Below are 20,563 nucleotides of genomic sequence, written 5' to 3' on the forward strand. Positions count from 1 at the left end.
TGCATTCACCTGACTGACGACGAGACCCCATGGCCAATCCCAGCGCTAGCGCCTATAACGCAGACGCCATCGAAGTCCTCTCGGGCCTTGATCCGGTCCGCAAGCGACCGGGCATGTACACCGATACCAGCCGACCGAACCACTTGGCCCAGGAGGTCATCGACAACAGCGTCGACGAAGCCCTGGCCGGTCACGCCCGTTCGGTGCAGGTCATCCTCCACGCCGACCACTCGCTGGAAGTCAGCGACGACGGCCGCGGCATGCCGGTGGACATTCACCCGGAAGAAGGCGTGTCCGGGGTCGAGCTGATCCTTACCAAGCTGCACGCGGGCGGCAAGTTCTCCAACAAGAACTACCAGTTCTCCGGCGGCCTGCACGGCGTCGGTATTTCGGTGGTCAACGCCCTGTCGACCCAGGTGCGCGTGCGCGTCAAGCGTGACGGCAACGAGTACCAGATGACCTTCGCCGATGGTTTCAAGGCCAGTGAACTGGAAGTGGTCGGCTCGGTCGGCAAGCGCAATACCGGCACCAGCGTGTACTTCAGCCCCGACCCGAAGTATTTCGATTCGCCTAAATTCTCCATCAGCCGCCTCAAGCATGTGCTCAAGGCCAAGGCCGTTCTGTGCCCGGGCCTGCTGGTCAGCTTCGAGGACAAGGGCAGCGGCGAGAAGGTCGAGTGGCACTACGAGGACGGCCTGCGTTCCTACCTGGTCGACTCGGTCAGCGAGTACCTGCGCCTGCCGGACGAGCCGTTCTGCGGCAGCCTGGCTGGCAACAAGGAAGCCGTGGACTGGGCCTTGCTGTGGCTGCCCGAGGGCGGTGACAGCGTTCAGGAAAGCTACGTCAACCTGATCCCCACCGCCCAGGGCGGCACCCACGTCAACGGCCTGCGCCAGGGCCTGCTGGACGCCATGCGCGAGTTCTGCGAATTCCGCAACCTGCTGCCGCGCGGCGTCAAGCTGGCGCCGGAAGACGTCTGGGAGCGCATCACCTTCGTGCTTTCGATGAAGATGCAGGAGCCGCAGTTCTCCGGGCAGACCAAAGAGCGCCTGTCGTCCCGTGAGGCGGCCGCGTTTGTTTCCGGTGTGGTCAAGGACGCCTTCAGCCTGTGGCTCAACGCCCACCCCGAGCTGGGCATGCAGTTGGCGGAACTGGCCATCAGCAACGCCGGCCGTCGCCTCAAGGCCAGCAAGAAGGTCGAACGCAAACGCATCACCCAGGGCCCGGCGCTGCCAGGCAAGCTGGCGGATTGCGCAGGCCAGGACCCGATGCGCGCCGAGCTGTTCCTGGTCGAGGGTGACTCGGCCGGTGGCTCGGCCAAGCAGGCGCGAGACAAAGAGTTCCAGGCGATCCTGCCGCTGCGCGGCAAGATCCTCAACACCTGGGAAGTGGACGGCGGTGAAGTCCTGGCCAGCCAGGAGGTGCACAACATTGCCGTGGCCATCGGCGTCGACCCCGGCGCCGCCGACCTGTCGCAACTGCGCTATGGCAAGATCTGCATCCTCGCCGACGCCGACTCCGACGGCTTGCACATCGCCACCTTGCTGTGCGCGCTGTTCGTTCAGCACTTCCGCCCCCTGGTGGAGGCCGGTCATGTCTACGTGGCCATGCCGCCGCTCTACCGCATCGACCTGGGCAAGGAAATCTACTACGCCCTCGACGAAGCCGAGCGTGATGGCATCCTCGACCGCCTGGTGGCCGAGAAGAAGCGCGGCAAGCCGCAAGTCACGCGCTTCAAAGGGCTGGGCGAGATGAACCCGCCACAGCTGCGCGAAACCACCATGGACCCGAATACCCGGCGCCTGGTGCAGCTGACCCTGGAAGACGTCGAGGCCACCTGCGAGCTGATGGACAAGCTGCTGGCCAAGAAGCGTGCCGGTGATCGCAAGAGCTGGCTGGAAACCAAAGGCAACCTGGCCGAGGTCATGGTTTGATTCGGCTGCTACTTGCCGCTTGCCTTGCACTGTTCGCCTTGCCGAGTTTGGCGGGCAACTGGCCGCAGTTGAAGATGGCCGCCGAGCACCCGATCGAGGGTATGCGCGGCGGCAACCTGTCTGGCCTGGCCCAGTGCCGAGGTGCGCTATGGGGCGTTTCCGACCGTGACGACGACCGCGTTTACCGCTTCGATCAACAAAATGCCGTGTGGCGTGCCCAACCGCTGACCTTCACCCCGCCGCCGGTACCGGAGAGCGGTTTGCCGTGGGGGCTGAAGTCGCGCAACTGGGCGGCGTCCTATGTCCGCGGTGGTGAACTGGACTTCGAAGGCATCACCTGTGACCAGGCCGGTAACCTTTACCTGGTCAGTGAGGCCCACGCTGCTGTCTTGCAGGTCCCCGTCGAAGGCGAGCCGGACTGGTTGAAGATCGACCCGGCCATGGTACGACAGGCCCGGGCCAGCGGCATGCTGCTGAACTTCAATGCCTTGTTCGAAGGCTTGGCGATCAACCCGGCGGGCGACCGCATCTGGCTTGCCGCCGAGCGCGAGCGCCGGGGGCTGGTGGCGATCGAGCGCCAGCAATCGGTGTGGACGTGCGGGCGCAGCTGCGTGCTGCTGAGCGAGGCCGGGGTCGAGATGCAACCGCCGCAGATGCCCAACGCGCGCGCGCTGTCGCGTGACTTCGCCGACCTGGCCTGGTTCGAGGGCAAGCTGTTTACCCTTGAGCGTAACGCCTACCGCATCTGTCGCCGCGACGCCGACAGCGGCAAGGTCGAGCGTTGCTGGTCGTTTGCCGCCGATGCGCTGGTGGATGCTCGCCGCTATGATCAGCCGTTCGGCCTGGCAGAAGCCCTGGTGATCGACGCCAAAGGCGCCTGGATTGGCCTGGACAACAACAATGGCCGCCGCGCCGATGGCGAGGTGCGGCCGATTGTCTGGCGCTTCGAAGCGCCAGAGGGCGGTTGGAGCGCCAAACCATGAGCCAGGCACCGGGCAAGCGTGCCGGCAAGCTATTGATGATCGTCGCCTGGGCGGCGGCGCTGTTCCTTGCCACGCGCTTTTTCGGTCAATGGGAAGATAGCCAGCGTAATCCCAATACCCAGGTGCGCTCCGAGCACGGCGAAGGCTTTATCGAGGTGCGCCTGCTGAGCAATGGCCAAGGGCACTTCGTGGTGGATGGCGCGATCAATGGCCAGGCGGTGCATTTCATGCTCGACACCGGGGCCACTGACGTGGCGATCCCCGAGGCCCTGGCCAGCGAGCTGGACCTGGCGCGAGGCAGCCCGGTGCTGCTCAGCACCGCAAATGGCCGCACCGAAGGCTACCGCACCCGCTTGACCACCCTGCAATTGGGCGATATCCGCTTGCAGGGCGTGCGCGCAACCGTGGTGCCAGGCCTGGACGGCCAGACCGTGCTGCTGGGCATGAGCGCCCTGAAACAACTTGAATTTACCCAGCGCGGCGGCACCATGCTGTTGCGCCAGAACCTGAAATGACGAGGCCCGCATGAGCGACCCACTGGAACTCAGCCTCGACGGCGTCGAACGCCGCTCGCTGGCTGACTTCACCGAACAGGCCTACCTCAACTACTCCATGTACGTGATCATGGACCGGGCCCTGCCGCACATCGGCGACGGCCTGAAGCCGGTGCAGCGACGCATCATCTACGCCATGAGCGAGTTGGGGCTCGATGCCGATGCCAAGCACAAGAAGTCGGCGCGTACCGTCGGTGACGTGCTCGGCAAGTTCCACCCCCACGGCGACTCGGCCTGCTACGAAGCCATGGTGTTGATGGCGCAGCCGTTCAGCTACCGCTACACCCTGGTCGATGGCCAGGGCAACTGGGGTGCACCGGACGATCCGAAGTCGTTCGCTGCCATGCGTTACACCGAGGCGCGCCTGTCGCGCTACGCCGAAGTGTTGCTCAACGAAGTGGGCCAGGGCACCGTGGACTGGGTGCCGAACTTCGACGGCACCCTGCAGGAGCCCGCAGTACTGCCGGCGCGCCTGCCCAACATCCTGCTCAACGGCACCACCGGCATCGCCGTGGGCATGGCCACCGACGTGCCGCCGCACAACCTGCGTGAAGTGGCCAGTGCCTGCGTGCGCCTGCTGGACGAGCCCAAGGCTACCATCGAGCAGTTGTGCGAGCATATCCAGGGCCCGGACTACCCGACCGAAGCCGAAATCATCACGCCCCGCGCCGAGATCCTGAAGATCTACGAAAGCGGCCGCGGCTCGATCCGCATGCGTGCCGTTTATCGCGTCGAAGATGGCGACGTGGTGGTCACCGCACTGCCGCATCAGGTCTCCGGGGCCAAGGTGCTGGAGCAGATCGCCGCACAGATGCAGGCCAAGAAGCTGCCGATGGTGGCCGACCTGCGTGACGAGTCGGACCACGAGAACCCGTGCCGTATCGTCATCATCCCGCGCTCCAACCGGGTGGATGCCGACGAGCTGATGCAGCACCTGTTCGCCACCACCGACCTGGAAAGCAGCTACCGGGTCAACGTCAACATCATCGGCCTGGACGGCCGGCCGCAGTTGAAGAACCTGCGAGCGCTGTTGCTGGAGTGGCTGGAGTTTCGTACCAACACCGTCCGGCGCCGCCTGCAGCACCGCCTGGACAAGGTGCAGAGGCGCCTGCACCTGCTCGAAGGCTTGCTGACTGCCTTCCTCAACCTGGATGAAGTGATTCATATCATCCGCACCGAGGAGCATCCCAAGCAGGCGCTGATCGAGCGTTTCGAGCTGACCGAAATCCAGGCTGACTACATCCTCGAGACCCGCCTGCGACAGCTGGCGCGCCTTGAAGAGATGAAAATTCGCGGCGAGCAGGACGAGCTGCTCAAGGAGCAGGCCAAGCTGCAGGCCCTGCTCGGCAGCGACGCCAAGCTGCGCAAGCTGGTGCGCAGCGAGCTGATCAAGGACGCCGAAACCTACGGCGACGACCGCCGCTCGCCGATCGTCGAGCGTGCAGAAGCCAAGGCGCTGTCGGAAAACGAGCTGATGCCGACCGAGCCGGTCACCGTTGTGCTATCGGAAAAGGGCTGGGTGCGCTGCGCCAAGGGCCACGACATCGACGCCACCGGCCTTTCGTACAAAGCTGGCGATGGCTTCAAGGCCGCAGCCGCCGGGCGCTCCAACCAGTTTGCCGTATTGATCGACTCCACCGGCCGCAGTTACTCGGTGGCCGCGCATACCTTGCCGTCTGCGCGGGGGCAGGGCGAGCCGCTGACGGGCCGCCTGGCGCCGCCACCTGGGGCGACCTTCGAGTGCGTGCTGCTACCTGAGGACGATGCGCTGTATGTGGTGGCGTCGGATGCCGGTTACGGCTTCGTGGTCAAGGGCGAAGACCTGCAGGCCAAGAACAAGGCCGGCAAAGGCCTGCTCAGCCTGCCCAACGGCGCCAAGGTCATGACCCCGCGCCCGGTGGCCAACCGCGAGCAGGACTGGCTGGCGGCGGTCACCACCGAGGGCCGGCTGCTGGTGTTCAAGGTCAGCGACTTGCCACAGTTGGGCAAAGGCAAGGGCAACAAGATCATCGGCGTGCCCGGTGATCGGGTGGCCAGTCGTGAAGAATTTGTCACCGACCTTGCGGTAATCCCTGAAGGCGCAACCCTTGTATTGCAAGCCGGCAAGCGTACGCTATCGCTGAAAGCGGACGATCTGGAGCACTACAAGGGCGAACGGGGCCGGCGCGGCAGCAAGCTGCCACGCGGCTTCCAGCGCGTCGATGGGTTGCAGGTGGAAGGCCCGGCGTAAGCTGCTGAAATGTCTGGAACGGCAATTTCAAGGCCGTTCCGGGCAGAAATGCTGGAGTCGGACAGCTATTTCGCGGATGATATGGCCCTTGCGGTGCCGGCGTGGCCGTGTGCCCGATTGAATCTACATGAGTATCACTGCGGTCTGCCTGTGGCGACCGCCTGGATGGGATGATGAAACTTCTGCGCCTTCCATTTGCGCTGTTGATGACGGGCCTGCTGGGGCTGGGCGGATGCAGCATGCATCAGCCTGTGGCCTTGTACCAGCTCGACAGCGGTGATCCTGGCCAGCCGTCGCAAAGCGCGGGCATGGCCGTGGTGCTGGGCCCGGTATCGGTTGCCGATTACCTGCAACGCGAGACGTTCCTGCAGCGTCAGGCCGATGGCAGCCTGAGTTCGGCGACCGACGGTCGTTGGGCCGGCAGCCTCTCGTCGGACATTGACCAGTTGCTGGTTCGCCAGCTGGCCTGGCGCCTGGACAGTCAGCGCGTGGTGCTGGCCCCGGCGACCACCGGCTTCAGCCCGGACGTGCAAGTGTTGCTGTCGATTACCCGCCTCGACTCGGGCAAGGATCAGCCGGCGATCCTGGACGCCCAATGGCGCCTGCTCGACCGTCGTGGCCATGTGCGTGACAACCGCATCGTTCACCTTGAGCAGCAGCATGAGGGCAGCGAAGCGTCGCAGGTGCAGGCTCAAGGGCAACTGCTGCAAAAGCTGGCTGAACAGCTGAGCACGGCGGTCAAGCCGCTGGCCAATCAGCCAGCCATTGCCGAAGAGGCGCCGAAGAAGCCCGCTGCGCCGGTACAGGTCAAGAAGGCACCCGAGAAGTCCAAGATCCCGATGGCTTCGCCGATTCGTACCGATATGGAAGTCTATCGGTTCTGATGGTTCCGCCTGATACAAAAAAGCCCGCATCGATGCGGGCTTTTTTGTATCTGCTGCGCGGGCCTTTGTAGGAGCGGCCTTGCGTCGCGAAAGGGCTGCGCAGCGGCCCCCGATTTCAGCGTCGACGCAACTATTGCTGGGGCCGCTGCGCGCCCCTTTCGCGACGCAAGGCCGCTCCTACAAGGGCCGCTGCGCGGGCCTTTCCGACCGGTCCGGCGCCCCGGCAAGGCGGCCTTTGTGTCAGGCCCGGCGCTCGTGCATCCGCGCCAATTGCCGCTCCAGCATCGACGGATACGGCTCCATCAACCGCTCTACACAGCAAGCGCCTTCCGGGCTGGCAATCGGGCGGATCCGCGCGCGTTGACGGATCAGCGCGTCATCACTGATCTGGCGCTCTACCAGCAGCAGGTTACGGCTGTGCTGCGACAGCGCCAGGGCATCCTGGGCTTTTTCGGCCATCAGCAGGTCAACCAGCTCCAACCCTTGCAGGTCATTACCCAGCGCCAGGCCCAGCTGCAGTTGCAGGGTAATGCCGCTGTCGGCCACTTCGATCTGCAAGGCATGGCCCAGCGCACGCAGTAACTCGCCACAGCAGATCGCGTTGGTCAGGTAGTCCTCGCCACAGTCGCGGCTGTGGAACAGCACCAGGGTGCTGCCGTCGTTGAGCGTGTGGGTTTCACCCTCATACAGCGAAGCGGCCTGTTCCAGGCAGTCGCGGTAGCGCTCGAGCAATTCGGTCAGGCGCGTGCGCGGCAGGCGGCGCAGTTGCTCCTGGGAGCCGAGCTGAACGGCCAGTACGGCGCTGTTCTGCGGCTCGTCCGAATCGTATGGCACCGGCTTGGGCGCGCTTTCGTCGTTGTCCAGCAGCCCGGCAAAGGCATCGTCGTCCTCTTCGTCAGCCTGGGCGACAACCTTGGCGCGCGGGGCAATCTTAGGGGCCGGCGCGTGATCGTGCAGGTCGTCGAAGTCGTCTTCGTCGTCCTCTTCTTCCGGCTCTGGCTCAGGTGGCGGCGGCGGGGCCAGGCGAGTGTGCAACTGGCGGGCAATATCGCCGATCTCGTCCTGGCGGTCGGTGGCCGGCGTATAGGGCTGCGGGTCGCGCAGCCACACCCGCAACTGCAGCAGCGGTGTGGTGATATGGCGTGCCTGGCGCAGGCTCAGGCTAAGCGCCAGGGCCAGCAGGATGGCGGCGAGGATGCCCATGCTCTGCAGGCTGATCAGCATCGGCTGCTGGAACTGGCTCATGTCCAGGCTGATGCGCAGTTGCCCGGCCGTGACGTCCTGGAAGGTGATCTTGGTCTGGTACAGGCCTTCGGCTTCACCCAGCAGGCTATTGCGCGGACGCTGGCCAGCCTCGGCGAGGATGCGGTTGTCCACGCTGTAGATGGCCGCATGGGCCACCAGCGGGTTTTTCACCAGGTTGCCCAGCAGCACGTTGAGGCTGAGGATGTCGTTGGACACCAACAGCTCGGTGGCCGACGTGGCCGTCTGCGTGGTCAGGCTCTGGCCGAGCGCGTCGGCCTGCTCGTGCATGGCCTGCTTGAACTGCAGGCCCATCACACAGGCATAGATGACCAGTGCCAGTGCCACCAGGAATATGTTGGTGCAGGCGATGCGTAGCGCCAGAGGGACGCGACGTTGACTCAGGGCACGATAGATCATCAGGAAGAAGTTGTCTGGCTTGACGGGGGTGGGCCGGTTCACAGCGCTCGGCTCTTAATGGCATAAAAGTGTTGGGCAGTATAGCGACACCGGTTTTGTCGGCAAAGCATCGTTCGCGCCCGATGGTCACTGAAAATCGGTAGAATGCGCATTTTTCATCGAAGTCGGAGTCCGGTCTTGCGCGAAATCGTCCTGATCAACATCACAGGTGAAGACCGTCCAGGTCTCACTGCGGCCATCACTGGCGTCCTGCTGCAGGGCGGTGTGAGCATTCTCGACATCGGCCTGGCGGTCATGCACGGCACGTTGTCGTTCGGCATTCTGGTCGATATCCCGGACAACGAAGTGGCCACTCGCCTGCTGCAAAGCGTGCAGGCCAAGGCCCACGAACTGAATCTGCAGGCCCGTTACACGCCGATTTCCGAGGCGGATTACCAGCATTGGGCCGATGGCCACGGAGAGGCGCGTCATATCGTCACCCTGCTCAGCCGCAAGATCACCCCTGAGCAGTTGCAGCGCGTCAGTGCGGTCATCAGCCAGTACGGCCTGACCATCGAGCGCATCGAACGCCTGTCTGCCCGCGTGGGGCTGGATGCCGAGACCGAGAAGGGCAAGGCGGCCATCGAGATCTCCGTGCGCGGCGTGCCGAGCGATGCTCAGGCGTTGCGCGCAGACTTCTTCGCCCTGGCAGAAGCCTTGAGTGTCGACATCGCTTTCCAGAAGGACGACTTGTTCCGTCGCAACCGCCGCCTGGCGGTATTCGACATGGACTCGACCCTGATCGAGGCCGAAGTCATCGACGAGCTGGCCAAGGCCGCTGGCGTGGGCGAGCAGGTGGCAGCGATCACCGAGCGGGCGATGCGTGGCGAGCTGGACTTCCGCGCCAGCTTCAAGGAGCGCATGGCGTTGCTCAAAGGCCTGGATGTAGGGGTGCTGGATGAGATCGGTGCGTCGCTGCGCCTGACCGAAGGTGCCGAGAACCTGTTCGCCGAGCTCAAGCGCCTGGGTTACAAGACTGCGATCCTGTCCGGTGGCTTCACGTACTTCGCCAAGCAGGTGCAGGCGCGCCTGGGTATCGACTATGTGTTCGCCAATGAGCTGGAAGTGGTCGACGGCAAGGTGACCGGCGTTGCCGTGGAGCCGATTGTCGATGCTCAGCGCAAGGCTGAACTGCTGCAGCAACTGGCCAGTGAAGAGGGCTTGCAACTGGACCAGACCATCGCCGTGGGGGATGGCGCCAACGACCTGCCAATGTTGTCGCTGGCCGGCCTGGGCGTGGCCTTCCGCGCCAAGCCGCTGGTGCGTCAATCGGCCAAGCAGGCGATTTCCACCCTGGGGCTGGATGGGGTGCTGTACCTGTTGGGCCTGCGCGACCGCGACGCGCGCGGTTGATCTGAACGACCGGGGCTGCCCAGCAGCCCCAGCTTCTACAAGGCGATCAAGCCTGCGCAGGCGCTGCCAACTGCTGGCCCATGCGCACTGCCGACCCCGCACCCAGGCTTTCAGCCCACTTCACCTGCTCTGGCCCGAACAGCACGATGGCGGTCGAGCCCAGTTTGAAGCGGCCCAGCTCGGCGCCTTTTTCCAGGTGGATCGGCGCACGGCTGGCTTCGTCGTAACGGAAGGTCTTCAACTCACGCTTGGGCGGCGTTACCAAGCCGGCCCAGACCGTCTCGATCGAAGCAACGATCATCGCACCTACCAGCACCACGGCCATCGGGCCGCGTTCGGTGTCGAACAGGCAGACGACGCGCTCGTTACGGGCAAACAGCTCAGGCACGTTTTCGGCCGTGGTCTGGTTCACCGAGAACAGGCGGCCCGGTACGTACACCATCTCGCGCAGGGTGCCGGCCAGCGGCATGTGCACGCGGTGGTAATCCTTCGGCGACAGGTAAATGGTGGCGAATTCGCCGCCCATGAACGGCGCGGCCAGGGCCGGGTCGCCACCCAGCAGCTCCAGGGCGCTGTAGCCGTGGCCCTTGGCCTGGAAGATGCGGCCGTGCTCGATCGGGCCAAGCTGGCTGACAGCACCGTCGGCTGGGCACAGGATGGCGCCGGGGGTTTCGTCGAGCGGACGGGCGCCGGGCTTCAAGGCACGGGTGAAGAACGCGTTGAAGTGTTCGTAAGCGCTCAAGTCCTCGACCAGGGCCTCGGACATGTTCACCTGGTAGCGCTTGGCAAACCAGGCGGTGAAGGCGTTTTTGAACCAGCGTGCACGGCACTCGGCAATGCAGCCGGCCAGCCGCGACAGCAGGTGGTGCGGCAGCAGGTACTGGCTGATGATGAACAAACGGGATTTCATGCAGGTTCCTTAAACTTCAACAGGCGTGTCCGGGTGGTTGCCCCATTCGCTCCACGAGCCAGCGTAAGCCTTGACGCGTGGGTAACCGAGGGCTTTGGCCACCAGGTAGGTGAAACCGGAGCGGCGGTGGCTCTGACAATGGGTGATCACTTCCTTGTCGGGCGTGATGCCCAGCTTTTGCAGGACTTCGGCGATGTCGTGGCGGATGCGCAGGTGGTCGTTGAGGTCCATGCCGGCCGTCCACTCGAAGTTGACCGCGCCGGGGATGTGGCCGCCTTTGGCCGCCAGCACCTTCTCGCCGCTGTACTCCAGCGGGCCGCGGGCGTCCCAGATGACCAGGTCATCGGCGCCCAGGCGGCTTTGCAGGTACTCGCGGGTGGCCGTTGGCTCACTGTGCACCTGCAGGCGCACGGTGGCATTGCTGCTGGCCGGCACGTCGGTGGAGAGCGTGTCCGCCGGCCAGGCCTGAATGCCGCCATTGAGGTAGTGGTAGGCCTTGTGGCCGATCACGTCGAGCAACCAGATGAAGCGCCCGGCCCAGCCGCCGCCTTCATCGTCATAGACCACGTAGACGGCATCGTCGCGATGACCGAGCTCGCTGAACAGTTTTTCCAGGTCGGACAGTGCCGGCAGCAGGCCCGGCGCTGGTGGCAGGCCCAGCTGAGTGCGCTTGCCTTCGACGAAGCGGGCGCCGGGGATGTGCCCGCTGACATAACGGTTCGCGCTGCTCAAGTCGACCAGGATCAAGTGCGGCGAACCCAGGCGCGGCAAGAGATCCGCGGCTTCGATCACCAGGGGCAGGCCGGAAAAGTCAGTCATCCACGGTCTCCAGTGTGGAAAGAGGGGCGATTGTAGCGCAAGGCTCAGCCCTTGCGGTTGGCAAACACGGACAGCGCGCGCTCGATGCATTGCGCGGTTTTACCAAAGGCTTGCACGCTGATATCGGCCAGAGGGTTGCCGCCTTGGTCGGCCACCGCCAGCATCAGGACCTGGTCGTTGACTGCCAGCGAGCGCAGCAGCAGGTGCTCGCTCCGGAAGAGGGCGCGCAGCGGTGCAGGCAGCAGGGCCGAGAACTGGCCGTGGTTTTCCGGGGTCAGGCGCAATTGCCCGGCCTTGCTCATCAGTTTTTGCAGCAGCTTGCTTTGCGGCACTTGCAAGGCCATGGCAGCGGCTTCCTTGGGCAGGCCGGCGGTCTGCTGTACGCGCAGGTAGTCGGTCGCCTTGTCCAGGGTCAGCAGCATGATGCGCTGCATGCCGCAGGCCAGCAGGGCCTCGCGGGCCTGGGTGGCCAGGTGCACGGTATTGGTGAACGGGCTTGGCTGCGCCAGCAGGTCCTGGCACAGCGTGCGCCAGCGGTTCAGTTCTTCACTGCTGGGCGGCGGTGGCGCCAGCATGCCTGGGTGCGGGCGGCGTTGCTGCCAGGGCCAGATCAGCGCTTCGGCCGGGTGGAACAGTGCCTGGTGGGCATGGCGCCGGGCGCTGGCCGCCGCTTGCTGGTGAACCTGCTGCTGCACGTCATCCAGCGACGTCTGCAGGTACAGCGCAGTCAGCAACTGCCAGCGCAGCAGGTGCGGGTTGTCCCAGCCCACCTGCGCCGCCAGGGCCAGGCCGTTGGCCAGCAGCACGGTATTGGCCGGCTGGTTGAACCAGCGGCGCAGGCCGGGCTCCTCATCCAGGCGGTGTTGCTGGCTCAGCACGTCCTGATCGCGGGCAATGTTGAACACCTGCGCCAGTTGCTCGCGTTCATCCAGCAGCATGCGGTAGCCCTGGGTCACCCATTGCGGCAGGCGCCAGTACTCAGCCATGGTCTGGCACAGCGCCATGATGCGCACACCGAACAGTTCCTGCTCCACCTCGGCGGCTTTCTCACCCTTGTGGATAACCCGCAGCTCCCAGGTGTCGAGCAGCTTCGGGTAGGCCAGGGCCAGCGGCCAGAGTGGGGCGAGGAACAGCAGGCTGCCCCAGTGGATTTCTTGCCACAAGCGCGCCAGGCGGCTGGCGAACAGGCCGCTGGCCTGCTGCGAGGCGTGCTGGCTGATCAGCTGGAACTGGCCCAGTACCGGCGGGACCTCGTCGGCTGGCAGCGAGGGCAGGCGCTTGAGCAACTGCTCGATACGCGTCAGGCCCAGCCGGTTCAGGGCAATTTCCAGGCTCTCGGCGGGCTCGGCCTGGCTGGCGTTGGCCGGGTGATTGGCCTCACGCATGACCGAAAGCACCAGTGCCGGGCTATCCTGCATCAGTTCGGCGATATCGCGCAGGGAGCGGCGGCTGTCGTTTATGGCCGCCAATACCCGGTCGTAACTCTGTTTCGGCACAGGTATGCGAACACTCTCCAGCAGCTTTACCCAGGCCTCTAACGTACGTGGCGGCTGAGCGGGCACCTTGGTTTCAATTGGCATTTTGACATCAGTCCGAACTGGCTTTTCGCTTTGAGTGGCTATAGTCTGGCGCAGTTCTGCCGATAAGTAGAAGAAGAGTTTTAAAGCTCCCGTCTCTCACCCTGACCACGACAGCAAGTGCTTTGAACCTATGGCTAAAATTATCGGCATCATCGTCGTATTCGCGAGCGTGCTCGGCGGATACGTGCTCTCCCACGGCAAGATCGCGGCGCTGATCCAGCCGTTCGAAGTACTGATCATCGGCGGTGCGGCCTTCGGTGCATTCTTGCAGGCCAACCCTGGCCACATGACTATGCACGTCATCAAGAAGTCGATGAAGATGTTCGGCTCGCGCTTCACCCACGCCTATTACCTGGAGGTGCTGGGCCTGGTGTACGAGATCCTCAACAAAAGCCGTCGTGAAGGCATGATGGCCATCGAGAGTGATATCGAGGACGCCGCGGCCAGCCCCATCTTCGCCAAGTACCCCACCGTACTGGCTGATGAGCGCATGACCGCGTTCGTCTGCGACTACTTGCGCATCATGTCCACCGGCAACATGGCCCCGCACGAGCTCGAAGGCTTGTTCGACATGGAGCTGCTGAGCATGAAGGAAGAGCTCGAACACCCCTCCCATGCGGTGAACGGCATTGCCGACGGCATGCCGGGCTTCGGGATCGTTGCGGCGGTACTCGGCATCGTGGTGACCATGGCCTCGCTCGGCGAGGGCGACCAGGCGGCCATCGGCATGCACGTGGGTGCGGCACTGGTCGGTACCTTCTTCGGTATCCTGGCGGCCTATGGCTTCTTCGGCCCGTTGGCCAAGTGCCTGGAGCACGATGCCAAGGAAGAGATCAACCTGTACGAGTCGATCAAGGCCTCGCTGGTCGCGTCGGCCTCGGGCATGCCACCGTCCCTGGCTGTCGAGTTCGGTCGCAAGGTGCTTTACCCCAAGCATCGCCCAAGTTTTGCCGAGCTGGAACAAGCGGTTCGCGGTCGCTGAGTCATGGAGAACAATCAGCCGATAATCATCAAGCGCGTCAAGCGCTTCGGCGGCGGCCACCATGGCGGCGCCTGGAAAATCGCCTTTGCCGACTTCGCCACGGCGATGATGGCGTTTTTCCTGGTGCTCTGGCTGTTGTCCACAGCCACGCCTGAGCAGAAGATCGCCATTGCCGGCTATTTCAAGGACCCGATCGGCTTTTCCGAGAGTGGCACGCCCTACGTCATCGACCTGGGCGGTTCGCCCGAGATGGCACCGGAGAAGACTATCAACCCTGAAGTGAAGTCCGAACCGACGCCTGAATCCAGCGTTCAGCTGAGCAAGGACCAGGTCGAGACCATGGCCGAGCAGGTCGAACGCGAGCGCCTCGAGTTGTTGCTGCAGGAGCTGCAGAACAAGGTCGAGGAAAACCCGCAACTGCAGAAGTTCAAGGACCAGATTCTGTTCGAGATCACTCAGGACGGCTTGCGCATCCAGATCATGGATGCCGAGAACCGGCCGATGTTCGACATCGGCAGTGCGCGCTTGCAGCCGTATTTCGAGGACATCCTGCTGGCCATGGCCGACACCATCAAGGCGGTGCCGAACAAGATCAGCATCAGTGGCCACACTGATGCCAAGCCGTTTGCTGGCACCGGTGAGTTCGGCAACTGGGAACTGTCGGCCAACCGTGCCAACGCGGCGCGGCGCGCGCTGGTCGCTGGCGGCTATCCGGACGAGCAAGTGGCCCGGGTGGTGGGTTACGCCTCGTCGTCGTTGTTCGACCGCAAGGACCCGTTCAACCCGGTCAACCGGCGCATCGACATCATCGTGCTGACCAAGAAGGCCCAGCGCAACATCGAGGGTGAACAGGCCGCGCCCGAAACACCGCCGGCCGAGCCCGCAGCACCTGCCGACACCGCCCCCGGCGCCTCGGCCCCGGCTGTGCCAGAGGCCGAGCAGGCGCCGATGCAGCCGCGTGAGCTGCGCGAGAAGCTGAACATCTTCGAGGATGGGACGCTGAAGATGGACGACGCCAAAGAGCAATAGCCCCGCGCGCAGCCGCTCCGATAGAGAAACAGTTATCGCATTGATAGCTGTGCCTCTGTGGGGGCGGGCTTGCCCCGCGAACACCGGCGAAGCCGGTGCCAGCCATCACATGGCCGTCAAAACCCCCGGCGGATCTTGGCCTTGAGATCGGCATGAAAGAAATCGGCATTATCCCTGTCAGTACCCGACCCTCGCTCTGGCGGCAGTGACATAGCCCGCTCGAACGTGCGTTCGTCATGATAGGCCCGCACGAACAGGTCGATATGCGCCTGCTCACGCATGCACGGCCACCTGCCCAGGCATTCCGGTAGCGGCGCTGGCCCTTTGCGATAGAAGCTGACCCGGCGGCAGGCCATTGCCGCAGCCCCCAGCAGCCAAGCAGTCCACCAATCTTCGGCAGTGTCGTCAGGCAGCACCCCGACCCAATGAGTAGCATCGCTCATCTGCTGGCAGAAACTGCCATGCAGGTCATCGCGGGTCTGCCCTTCGCTGTCAAGCTGCACCACTTGGGTGGCGATGCCTTCGAGCAGCAGGCGCTCATTGAGGATGAACGCATCGAGCCGCTCTTCGTGGCGGTAGCTGATAAGAACCGGCATGGCGGTTGCCCTCCCTGATAGAAGGCATGACCATCAGCGAAAGCAGTAGAAGGGGCAATAGATGACGGTAAAACCGGAGCGATCCTACATGCTCCGGTAATACTTCCTACAAAACAGGCTGATCAGTAGCTGTCTTCCGGCAGGCTGGCGATGATCGAGCGGTAGCTGTTCATGCGCTGCTGCTTGATACGGCCATCGTCCAGTGCCTGAAGCAGTGCGCAGCCTGGCTCGCGGTCATGTTTGCAATCGCGGAAGCGACAGGTGCCGAACAGGTCGCGAAACTCGATGAAACCGTCTTCCACGTCATCGCGGCTGACATGGCCCAGGCCAAATTCGCGAATGCCCGGCGAGTCGATCAGGTCGCCGCCGTTGGGGAAGTGGTACAGGCGCGCGGTAGTGGTGGTGTGCGTGCCCTGGCCCGACCACTCAGACAGGTCGCCGACGCGGGTGTCGGCGGCAGGCAGCAGGCTGTTGACCAGGGACGACTTGCCCACGCCCGACTGGCCGACGAATACGCTGATGTGCCCGTCCAGCATCTGCTGCAGGCGTTGCATGCCATCACCCTGGTGGGCAGAAACCTCCAGCAAGGGGTAGCCGAGGTCGCGATAGACTTCGAGCAGCGCATGCAGGGCCGGGCCGTTCTCGTCGTTGATCAGGTCGGCCTTGTTCAGCAGCAGCAGCGGACGGATGCCGGCGTGCTCGGCGGCTACCAGGTAGCGGTCGATCAGGTTCGGGTGTGGCTCGGGCGCTGGCGCGAAGACGATCACGATCAGGTCGACGTTGGCCGCCACCGGCTTGAGCTGGCCGTGGTTGTTCGGCCGGCACAGCTCGGTGCTGCGCGGCATCTGCGCGACGATCACGCCGATGCCTTGGTTACCTGCACGCCAGACCACACGGTCGCCTGTGACCAGTGCGGGCAGGTTGGCCCGCAGGTGGCAACGGAACACCTGGCCGGCCGTATCGCCGTCCTGGGCCTCGACCTCGACCTGCACACCAAAGTGGGCAATCACCAGGCCCAGTTGTTCTGGCCCCAGGTCGCCGCCCTCCAGTTCATGCAGCGTGTGCTGCTCGCGTTTGGCGGCGCGAGCGGCGCGCTCGTTCTGGATTTTTTCGATACGCCAGTTTTGGCGACGATTGAGCTGGCGTTTGGCCATGAAGGTTCCGTGCTGGGACAGATTGAAAACGGCAGGCAGTTTAGCACGCCGGGCGCTCGACCATTGGGCTTACCTTTGCGCCGCGCATGCGCCGGCCGCCCCCGCTAGGCTACTATGACGGCCTATACGAGGAGCCCCTGCATGCACAACCCACAGAACCTGATCTGGATCGACCTGGAAATGACCGGCCTGGATCCGGACAGCGACGTCATCATCGAGATGGCCACGATTGTCACCGACAGCGATCTGAACACCCTGGCCGAAGGCCCGGTGATCGCCATTCACCACAGTGACGAAGTGCTGGCGCGCATGGACGAGTGGAACACCCGTACCCACGGCGGCTCGGGCCTGACCCAGCGTGTGCGCGAAAGCCGCGTCAGCATGGCCGAGGCCGAGGCGCAGACCATCGCCTTCCTCGAGCAGTGGGTGCCCAAAGGCAAGTCGCCCATCTGCGGCAACAGCATCTGCCAGGACCGCCGTTTCCTTTATCGCCATATGCGCAACCTGGAAAACTACTTCCATTACCGCAACCTCGACGTCTCGACCCTCAAGGAGCTGGCCGCACGCTGGGCGCCGAATGTTCGCGACAGCTTCAAGAAGGGCGGCACCCACCTGGCGCTGGACGATATCCGCGAGTCGATCGCCGAGTTGCGCCACTACCGCGAGCACTTCATCAAGGTGTGAGCTGAAAGGGCGCAGATATTGTGTCTGCGCCCTCTTTTGGTGCCTCGGGCAACTGGTTAGACTGCGCGCCTTTCTCGCACGGACTCGCACCATGTTGTTGATGCTCTACCTCATTGCCATCACCGCTGAAGCCATGACCGGTGCCTTGTCTGCCGGCCGCCGCGGCATGGACTGGTTTGGCGTGGTGCTGATTGCCTGCGTCACCGCCCTGGGCGGTGGCTCGGTGCGTGACGTGCTGCTTGGGCACTACCCGCTGACCTGGGTCAAGCACCCGGAGTACCTGGTACTGACCAGCTGTGCGGCACTGCTGACGATTTTCATCGCACCGATGATGCGCCGCCTGCGTTCATTGTTCCTGGTGCTCGATGCCCTGGGGTTGGTGGCGTTTACCTTGATCGGTTGCATGACGGCGCTGGAGATGGGGCAGGGCATGCTGGTGGCGTCGATCAGCGGGGTGATCACCGGGGTATTTGGTGGGATCTTGCGGGATATCTTCTGTAACGACATCCCGCTGGTGTTCCGCCGGGAGCTGTATGCCAGCGTGTCGTTTGCGGCGGCATGGTTCTATCTGGGCTGCGTGCACTTTCAGCTGCCGGCGGAGCAGGCGACGTTGCTGACCTTGTTTGGCGGGTTTCTGCTGCGTTTGCTGGCGATCAGGTTTCATTGGGAAATGCCCAAGTTTCATTACAACGACCAGCAGTGAGGGGCTTCGCCCGCCTGACCCCACCTACACCTGTCCGTGACGCTCCAGCGCCCACTCGACATGCTCACGCACCAGTGCCGACGGGTCATCCCGTCGGGCCTTCAAGGCCTCCAGCACCGGAATCGTCGAAGGGGCATTGCCCAACCCCACCGCCAGGTTTCGCAGCCAGCGTTCATACCCCGCCCGCCGCAATGGCCCGCCTTCGGTCTTGCGCAAAAAAGTCTTTTCATCCCACAGGAACATCTCGGCCAACTCGGCATTCTCCAGCCCATGCCGGGGTTGGAAGTCACTCTCCTGAGTGGGCCGGGCAAAGCGGTTCCACGGGCAGACGATCTGGCAGTCATCGCAGCCGAACACTCGGTTGCCCATCATCGAACGCAACTCGACGGGAATCGCACCCTTCAGCTCGATGGTCAGGTACGAGATGCAGCGCCTGGCATCCAGTACATAGGGGCCGACAAAGGCTTGGGTCGGGCAGATGTCCAGGCACGCCTGGCACCGCCCGCAGTGCTCGCTGGTATGTGCTTCGTCCACCGGCAGTGGCAGGTCGACGAACAGCTCGGCAAGGAAGAAGTAGCTACCGGCCTTGCGATTGAGCAGCAGGGTGTTCTTGCCGATCCAACCCAGCCCAGCTTGCTCGGCAATCGCCTTTTCCAGCACCGGGGCGCTGTCGACGAACGCCCGGTAACCGAACGGGCCAATGTCTTCCTGGATGCGATCGGCCAGGTGCTGCACGCGTTTGCGCACCAGTTTGTGGTAATCGCGGCCAAGGGCGTAGCGCGATACGTAGGCCTTTTCTGGCTGGGCCAGGCGTTGCGCCATCTGCGTGTCGCCTGGCAAGTAGTCCATGCGCAGCGACACCACCCGTACCGTGCCGGGGATCAACTGGTCAGGGTGGGCACGCTTGCCGTCGTGAGCGGCCAGGTACTCCATTTCGCCCTGGTAGCCAGCATCGAGCCAGCGTTGCAGGTGCTGTTCGTGCTCGCCAAGGTCCACACCGGCGATGCCGACGTGGGCAAAACCGAGTTCTCGGCCCCAATTCTTGATCGATTGGGCCAGTGCGGCGAGGTCAAGTGTGCAAGCGGACATGGATGGGCAAGGCAATACGGGCTCAGGTGCGTATAATTCTGCCAGACATTGGAGCCTTTGACCCCATGCCCCAGACCAAACACCCAGGTAGTGCCCCGCAACTGCTCAGCAGCGTGACCGTCGCGCACCTGCCGGCAAGGCAGGCGCATGCCCATAAAGGTGACTTCGGCCATGTGCTGGTGGTCGGTGGCGACCTCGGTACCGGCGGCGCGGTGCTGCTCAGTGCCGAGGCGGCGCTGCGCTGTGGCGCGGGCCTGGTCAGCGTGGCAACGCGGCCGGAACATGTCGGTGCGAGCCTGGCCCGCCTGCCAGAAACCATGTGCCTGGGCGTGAGTTCGGCCAATCAGTTGATGGGCGTGCTGGAGCGCGCCTCGGTGCTGGTGGTCGGCCCGGGGCTGGGGCAGGGCGCATGGGGCCGCAGCCTGCTGTCGGCAGTGGCCAATGCCGCGCGCCCGCAGGTGTGGGATGCCGATGCGTTGAACTTGCTGGCGCGCACGCCGCTGGCCCTGCCCAGTGGCAGCATCCTGACCCCGCACCCTGGGGAGGCGGCGCGGTTGCTGGGGATTTCCACCGAGGCCGTTCAGGCCGACCGACCGGGCGCTGCTCGCAAGCTCGCCCGCCGCTATGCCAGCGTCTGCGTGCTCAAGGGCGCCGGCACCCTGGTGGCCGACCCTGATGGGCAACTGGCGCGCTGTGACCGTGGCCACCCGGCCATGGCCGGTGCTGGTCTGGGCGACGTCCTCACCGGCGTGCTGGCGGCGTTGCTGGCTCAGGGCATGGCGGCCTGGCCGGCGGCCTGCCTGGGTGTCTGGCTGCATGCCTGTGCGGGCGAGCGCCTGGGCGTCAAGGGTAGAGGCTTGGCAGCCAGCGATCTGGCGCCGGTCATTCGTGAGTTGTTGGAGGAGCATTCTGCGTGTCTGGCTTAACCTTGTTTTTGGCCGATGAAGCGGCCATGGTCGCGTTTGGTGCGCGGCTTGCCGAAGTGACCGGCGGTCACGGCGTGATTTTTCTCGAAGGTGACCTGGGGGCTGGCAAGACCACGCTCTCGCGTGGCCTGATCCGCGGCCTGGGCCATACTGGTGCAGTCAAGAGCCCGACCTTCACCGTGGTCGAGCCTTACGAGATCGGAGACGTGCGCGCTTTCCATTTCGACCTGTATCGCCTGGTCGATCCGGAGGAGTTGGAGTACATGGGCATTCGTGACTACTTCGATGGCGATGCGTTGTGCCTGTTCGAGTGGCCGGAAAAGGGTGCGGGCGTTTTGCCAAAGCCTGACCTGACCATTACCATAAGCCCCCAAGCGCGCGGACGCTCGCTGAACCTTTCGCCGCAGGGGGCTCGCGGCGAGGCCTGGTGCGTGGCACTGGGCAAACACTAA

Annotated in this window: 19 protein-coding genes; 12 read left to right on the forward strand and 7 right to left on the reverse strand. The window is 64.1% G+C overall.

Features of this window, described 5'->3' with window-relative positions; translation table 11 throughout:
• Positions 1-29: 29 nt before the first annotated feature.
• The 5 genes from parE to HU770_RS09165 all read left to right on the forward strand — a co-directional run bounded on the left by parE (position 30) and on the right by HU770_RS09165 (position 6,585).
• Entirely contained in the window at positions 30-1,934 is a 1,905-nt protein-coding gene (gene parE, locus HU770_RS09145; RefSeq protein WP_033701834.1) for a DNA topoisomerase IV subunit B, read from the forward strand.
• The gene (locus HU770_RS09150) at positions 1,931-2,917 is read left to right on the forward strand and encodes an esterase-like activity of phytase family protein (protein ID WP_186652772.1); all 987 of its coding nucleotides are present in this window, start codon (positions 1,931-1,933) and stop codon (positions 2,915-2,917) included. The genes parE and HU770_RS09150 overlap by 4 nt, the downstream gene beginning before the upstream one ends.
• Positions 2,914-3,432, forward strand: coding sequence for a TIGR02281 family clan AA aspartic protease (locus HU770_RS09155; RefSeq protein ID WP_186652769.1), 519 nt, complete (start codon positions 2,914-2,916; stop codon positions 3,430-3,432). The genes HU770_RS09150 and HU770_RS09155 overlap by 4 nt, the downstream gene beginning before the upstream one ends.
• 10 nt (positions 3,433-3,442) lie before the next feature.
• Positions 3,443-5,701, forward strand: coding sequence for a DNA topoisomerase IV subunit A (gene parC / locus HU770_RS09160; RefSeq protein ID WP_033701831.1), 2,259 nt, complete (start codon positions 3,443-3,445; stop codon positions 5,699-5,701).
• Positions 5,702-5,874: 173 nt separating this feature from the next.
• Positions 5,875-6,585 (forward strand): ABC-type transport auxiliary lipoprotein family protein, encoded by a 711-nt coding sequence (locus HU770_RS09165; protein ID WP_033701830.1) that lies wholly within the window; start codon positions 5,875-5,877, stop codon positions 6,583-6,585.
• Between the two features lie 240 nt (positions 6,586-6,825).
• Here HU770_RS09165 and HU770_RS09170 read toward each other — a convergent pair whose 3' ends face one another.
• Positions 6,826-8,289 carry an AhpA/YtjB family protein gene (locus HU770_RS09170; RefSeq protein ID WP_186652767.1) on the reverse strand — a complete coding sequence of 488 codons (1,464 nt, stop codon included), beginning with the start codon at positions 8,287-8,289 and terminating at the stop codon, positions 6,826-6,828.
• Between the two features lie 135 nt (positions 8,290-8,424).
• Between HU770_RS09170 and serB the strand changes: the two genes are divergently transcribed.
• Complete coding sequence (gene serB / locus HU770_RS09175; protein WP_033701828.1) at positions 8,425-9,639, forward strand: phosphoserine phosphatase SerB; 1,215 nt, start codon at positions 8,425-8,427, stop codon at positions 9,637-9,639.
• 46 nt (positions 9,640-9,685) lie between these two features.
• Here the strand turns inward: serB and asd are convergent, their stop codons facing one another.
• Genes asd through HU770_RS09185 form a run of 3 tightly spaced genes read right to left on the reverse strand, consistent with a single transcriptional unit; the run spans position 9,686 to position 12,948 of the window.
• Entirely contained in the window at positions 9,686-10,549 is an 864-nt protein-coding gene (asd, locus tag HU770_RS27030) for an archaetidylserine decarboxylase (RefSeq protein ID WP_033701827.1), read from the reverse strand.
• Positions 10,550-10,558: 9 nt separating this feature from the next.
• Positions 10,559-11,368, reverse strand: coding sequence for a rhodanese-like domain-containing protein (locus HU770_RS27035; protein ID WP_186701747.1), 810 nt, complete (start codon positions 11,366-11,368; stop codon positions 10,559-10,561).
• A gap of 44 nt (positions 11,369-11,412) precedes the next feature.
• Complete coding sequence (locus tag HU770_RS09185) at positions 11,413-12,948, reverse strand: HDOD domain-containing protein (RefSeq protein ID WP_186652761.1); 1,536 nt, start codon at positions 12,946-12,948, stop codon at positions 11,413-11,415.
• Positions 12,949-13,078: 130 nt separating this feature from the next.
• On the opposite strand from HU770_RS09185, the gene motA reads away from it, so the two are divergent.
• Positions 13,079-13,930, forward strand: a complete 852-nt coding sequence (motA, locus tag HU770_RS09190; RefSeq protein WP_033701822.1) for a flagellar motor stator protein MotA — start codon at positions 13,079-13,081, stop codon at positions 13,928-13,930.
• Positions 13,931-13,933: 3 nt separating this feature from the next.
• Positions 13,934-14,959: a flagellar motor protein MotB gene (motB, locus tag HU770_RS09195; RefSeq protein WP_186663515.1), complete on the forward strand. Its 1,026-nt coding sequence runs from the start codon at positions 13,934-13,936 to the stop codon at positions 14,957-14,959.
• 116 nt (positions 14,960-15,075) lie between these two features.
• On the opposite strand, the gene HU770_RS09200 is transcribed toward motB, so the two are convergent.
• Both HU770_RS09200 and rsgA read right to left on the reverse strand, forming a co-directional pair.
• The gene (locus HU770_RS09200) at positions 15,076-15,555 is read right to left on the reverse strand and encodes a molecular chaperone Tir (protein WP_186663516.1); all 480 of its coding nucleotides are present in this window, start codon (positions 15,553-15,555) and stop codon (positions 15,076-15,078) included.
• 122 nt (positions 15,556-15,677) lie between these two features.
• On the reverse strand, positions 15,678-16,709 hold the full coding sequence (rsgA, locus tag HU770_RS09205; RefSeq protein WP_033701819.1) for a small ribosomal subunit biogenesis GTPase RsgA: 1,032 nt from the start codon (positions 16,707-16,709) through the stop codon (positions 15,678-15,680).
• A 141-nt stretch (positions 16,710-16,850) separates the two neighbouring features.
• Here rsgA and orn point away from each other — a divergent pair, with 141 nt between their 5' ends.
• Positions 16,851-17,393 (forward strand): oligoribonuclease, encoded by a 543-nt coding sequence (gene orn / locus HU770_RS09210; protein ID WP_033701818.1) that lies wholly within the window; start codon positions 16,851-16,853, stop codon positions 17,391-17,393.
• A 91-nt stretch (positions 17,394-17,484) separates the two neighbouring features.
• Complete coding sequence (locus HU770_RS09215; protein WP_033701817.1) at positions 17,485-18,096, forward strand: trimeric intracellular cation channel family protein; 612 nt, start codon at positions 17,485-17,487, stop codon at positions 18,094-18,096.
• A gap of 24 nt (positions 18,097-18,120) precedes the next feature.
• Here HU770_RS09215 and queG read toward each other — a convergent pair whose 3' ends face one another.
• On the reverse strand, positions 18,121-19,185 hold the full coding sequence (gene queG / locus HU770_RS09220; RefSeq protein ID WP_186652751.1) for a tRNA epoxyqueuosine(34) reductase QueG: 1,065 nt from the start codon (positions 19,183-19,185) through the stop codon (positions 18,121-18,123).
• A 65-nt stretch (positions 19,186-19,250) separates the two neighbouring features.
• On the opposite strand from queG, the gene HU770_RS09225 reads away from it, so the two are divergent.
• Positions 19,251-20,111, forward strand: coding sequence for an NAD(P)H-hydrate dehydratase (locus HU770_RS09225; RefSeq protein WP_186652748.1), 861 nt, complete (start codon positions 19,251-19,253; stop codon positions 20,109-20,111).
• Entirely contained in the window at positions 20,099-20,563 is a 465-nt protein-coding gene (gene tsaE / locus HU770_RS09230; protein ID WP_033701813.1) for a tRNA (adenosine(37)-N6)-threonylcarbamoyltransferase complex ATPase subunit type 1 TsaE, read from the forward strand. The genes HU770_RS09225 and tsaE overlap by 13 nt, the downstream gene beginning before the upstream one ends.

Source organism: Pseudomonas sp. SWRI68, from assembly GCF_014269165.1.
GTDB classification, from domain to species: domain Bacteria; phylum Pseudomonadota; class Gammaproteobacteria; order Pseudomonadales; family Pseudomonadaceae; genus Aquipseudomonas; species Aquipseudomonas capeferrum.

What these genes read in the sequence shown, in the direction of transcription:
- parE (WP_033701834.1), top strand. Translation starts at nt 30, where the DNA reads ATGGCCAATCCCAGCGCTAGCGCCTATAACGCAGACGCCATCGAAGTC.
- HU770_RS09155 (WP_186652769.1), top strand. Translation starts at nt 2,914, where the DNA reads ATGAGCCAGGCACCGGGCAAGCGTGCCGGCAAGCTATTGATGATCGTC.
- parC (WP_033701831.1), top strand. Translation starts at nt 3,443, where the DNA reads ATGAGCGACCCACTGGAACTCAGCCTCGACGGCGTCGAACGCCGCTCG.
- HU770_RS09165 (WP_033701830.1), top strand. Translation starts at nt 5,875, where the DNA reads ATGAAACTTCTGCGCCTTCCATTTGCGCTGTTGATGACGGGCCTGCTG.
- asd (WP_033701827.1), bottom strand. Translation starts at nt 10,549, where the DNA reads ATGAAATCCCGTTTGTTCATCATCAGCCAGTACCTGCTGCCGCACCAC.
- HU770_RS27035 (WP_186701747.1), bottom strand. Translation starts at nt 11,368, where the DNA reads ATGACTGACTTTTCCGGCCTGCCCCTGGTGATCGAAGCCGCGGATCTC.
- HU770_RS09185 (WP_186652761.1), bottom strand. Translation starts at nt 12,948, where the DNA reads ATGCCAATTGAAACCAAGGTGCCCGCTCAGCCGCCACGTACGTTAGAG.
- motA (WP_033701822.1), top strand. Translation starts at nt 13,079, where the DNA reads ATGGCTAAAATTATCGGCATCATCGTCGTATTCGCGAGCGTGCTCGGC.
- motB (WP_186663515.1), top strand. Translation starts at nt 13,934, where the DNA reads ATGGAGAACAATCAGCCGATAATCATCAAGCGCGTCAAGCGCTTCGGC.
- HU770_RS09200 (WP_186663516.1), bottom strand. Translation starts at nt 15,555, where the DNA reads ATGCCGGTTCTTATCAGCTACCGCCACGAAGAGCGGCTCGATGCGTTC.
- rsgA (WP_033701819.1), bottom strand. Translation starts at nt 16,709, where the DNA reads ATGGCCAAACGCCAGCTCAATCGTCGCCAAAACTGGCGTATCGAAAAA.
- orn (WP_033701818.1), top strand. Translation starts at nt 16,851, where the DNA reads ATGCACAACCCACAGAACCTGATCTGGATCGACCTGGAAATGACCGGC.
- HU770_RS09215 (WP_033701817.1), top strand. Translation starts at nt 17,485, where the DNA reads ATGTTGTTGATGCTCTACCTCATTGCCATCACCGCTGAAGCCATGACC.
- queG (WP_186652751.1), bottom strand. Translation starts at nt 19,185, where the DNA reads ATGTCCGCTTGCACACTTGACCTCGCCGCACTGGCCCAATCGATCAAG.
- HU770_RS09225 (WP_186652748.1), top strand. Translation starts at nt 19,251, where the DNA reads ATGCCCCAGACCAAACACCCAGGTAGTGCCCCGCAACTGCTCAGCAGC.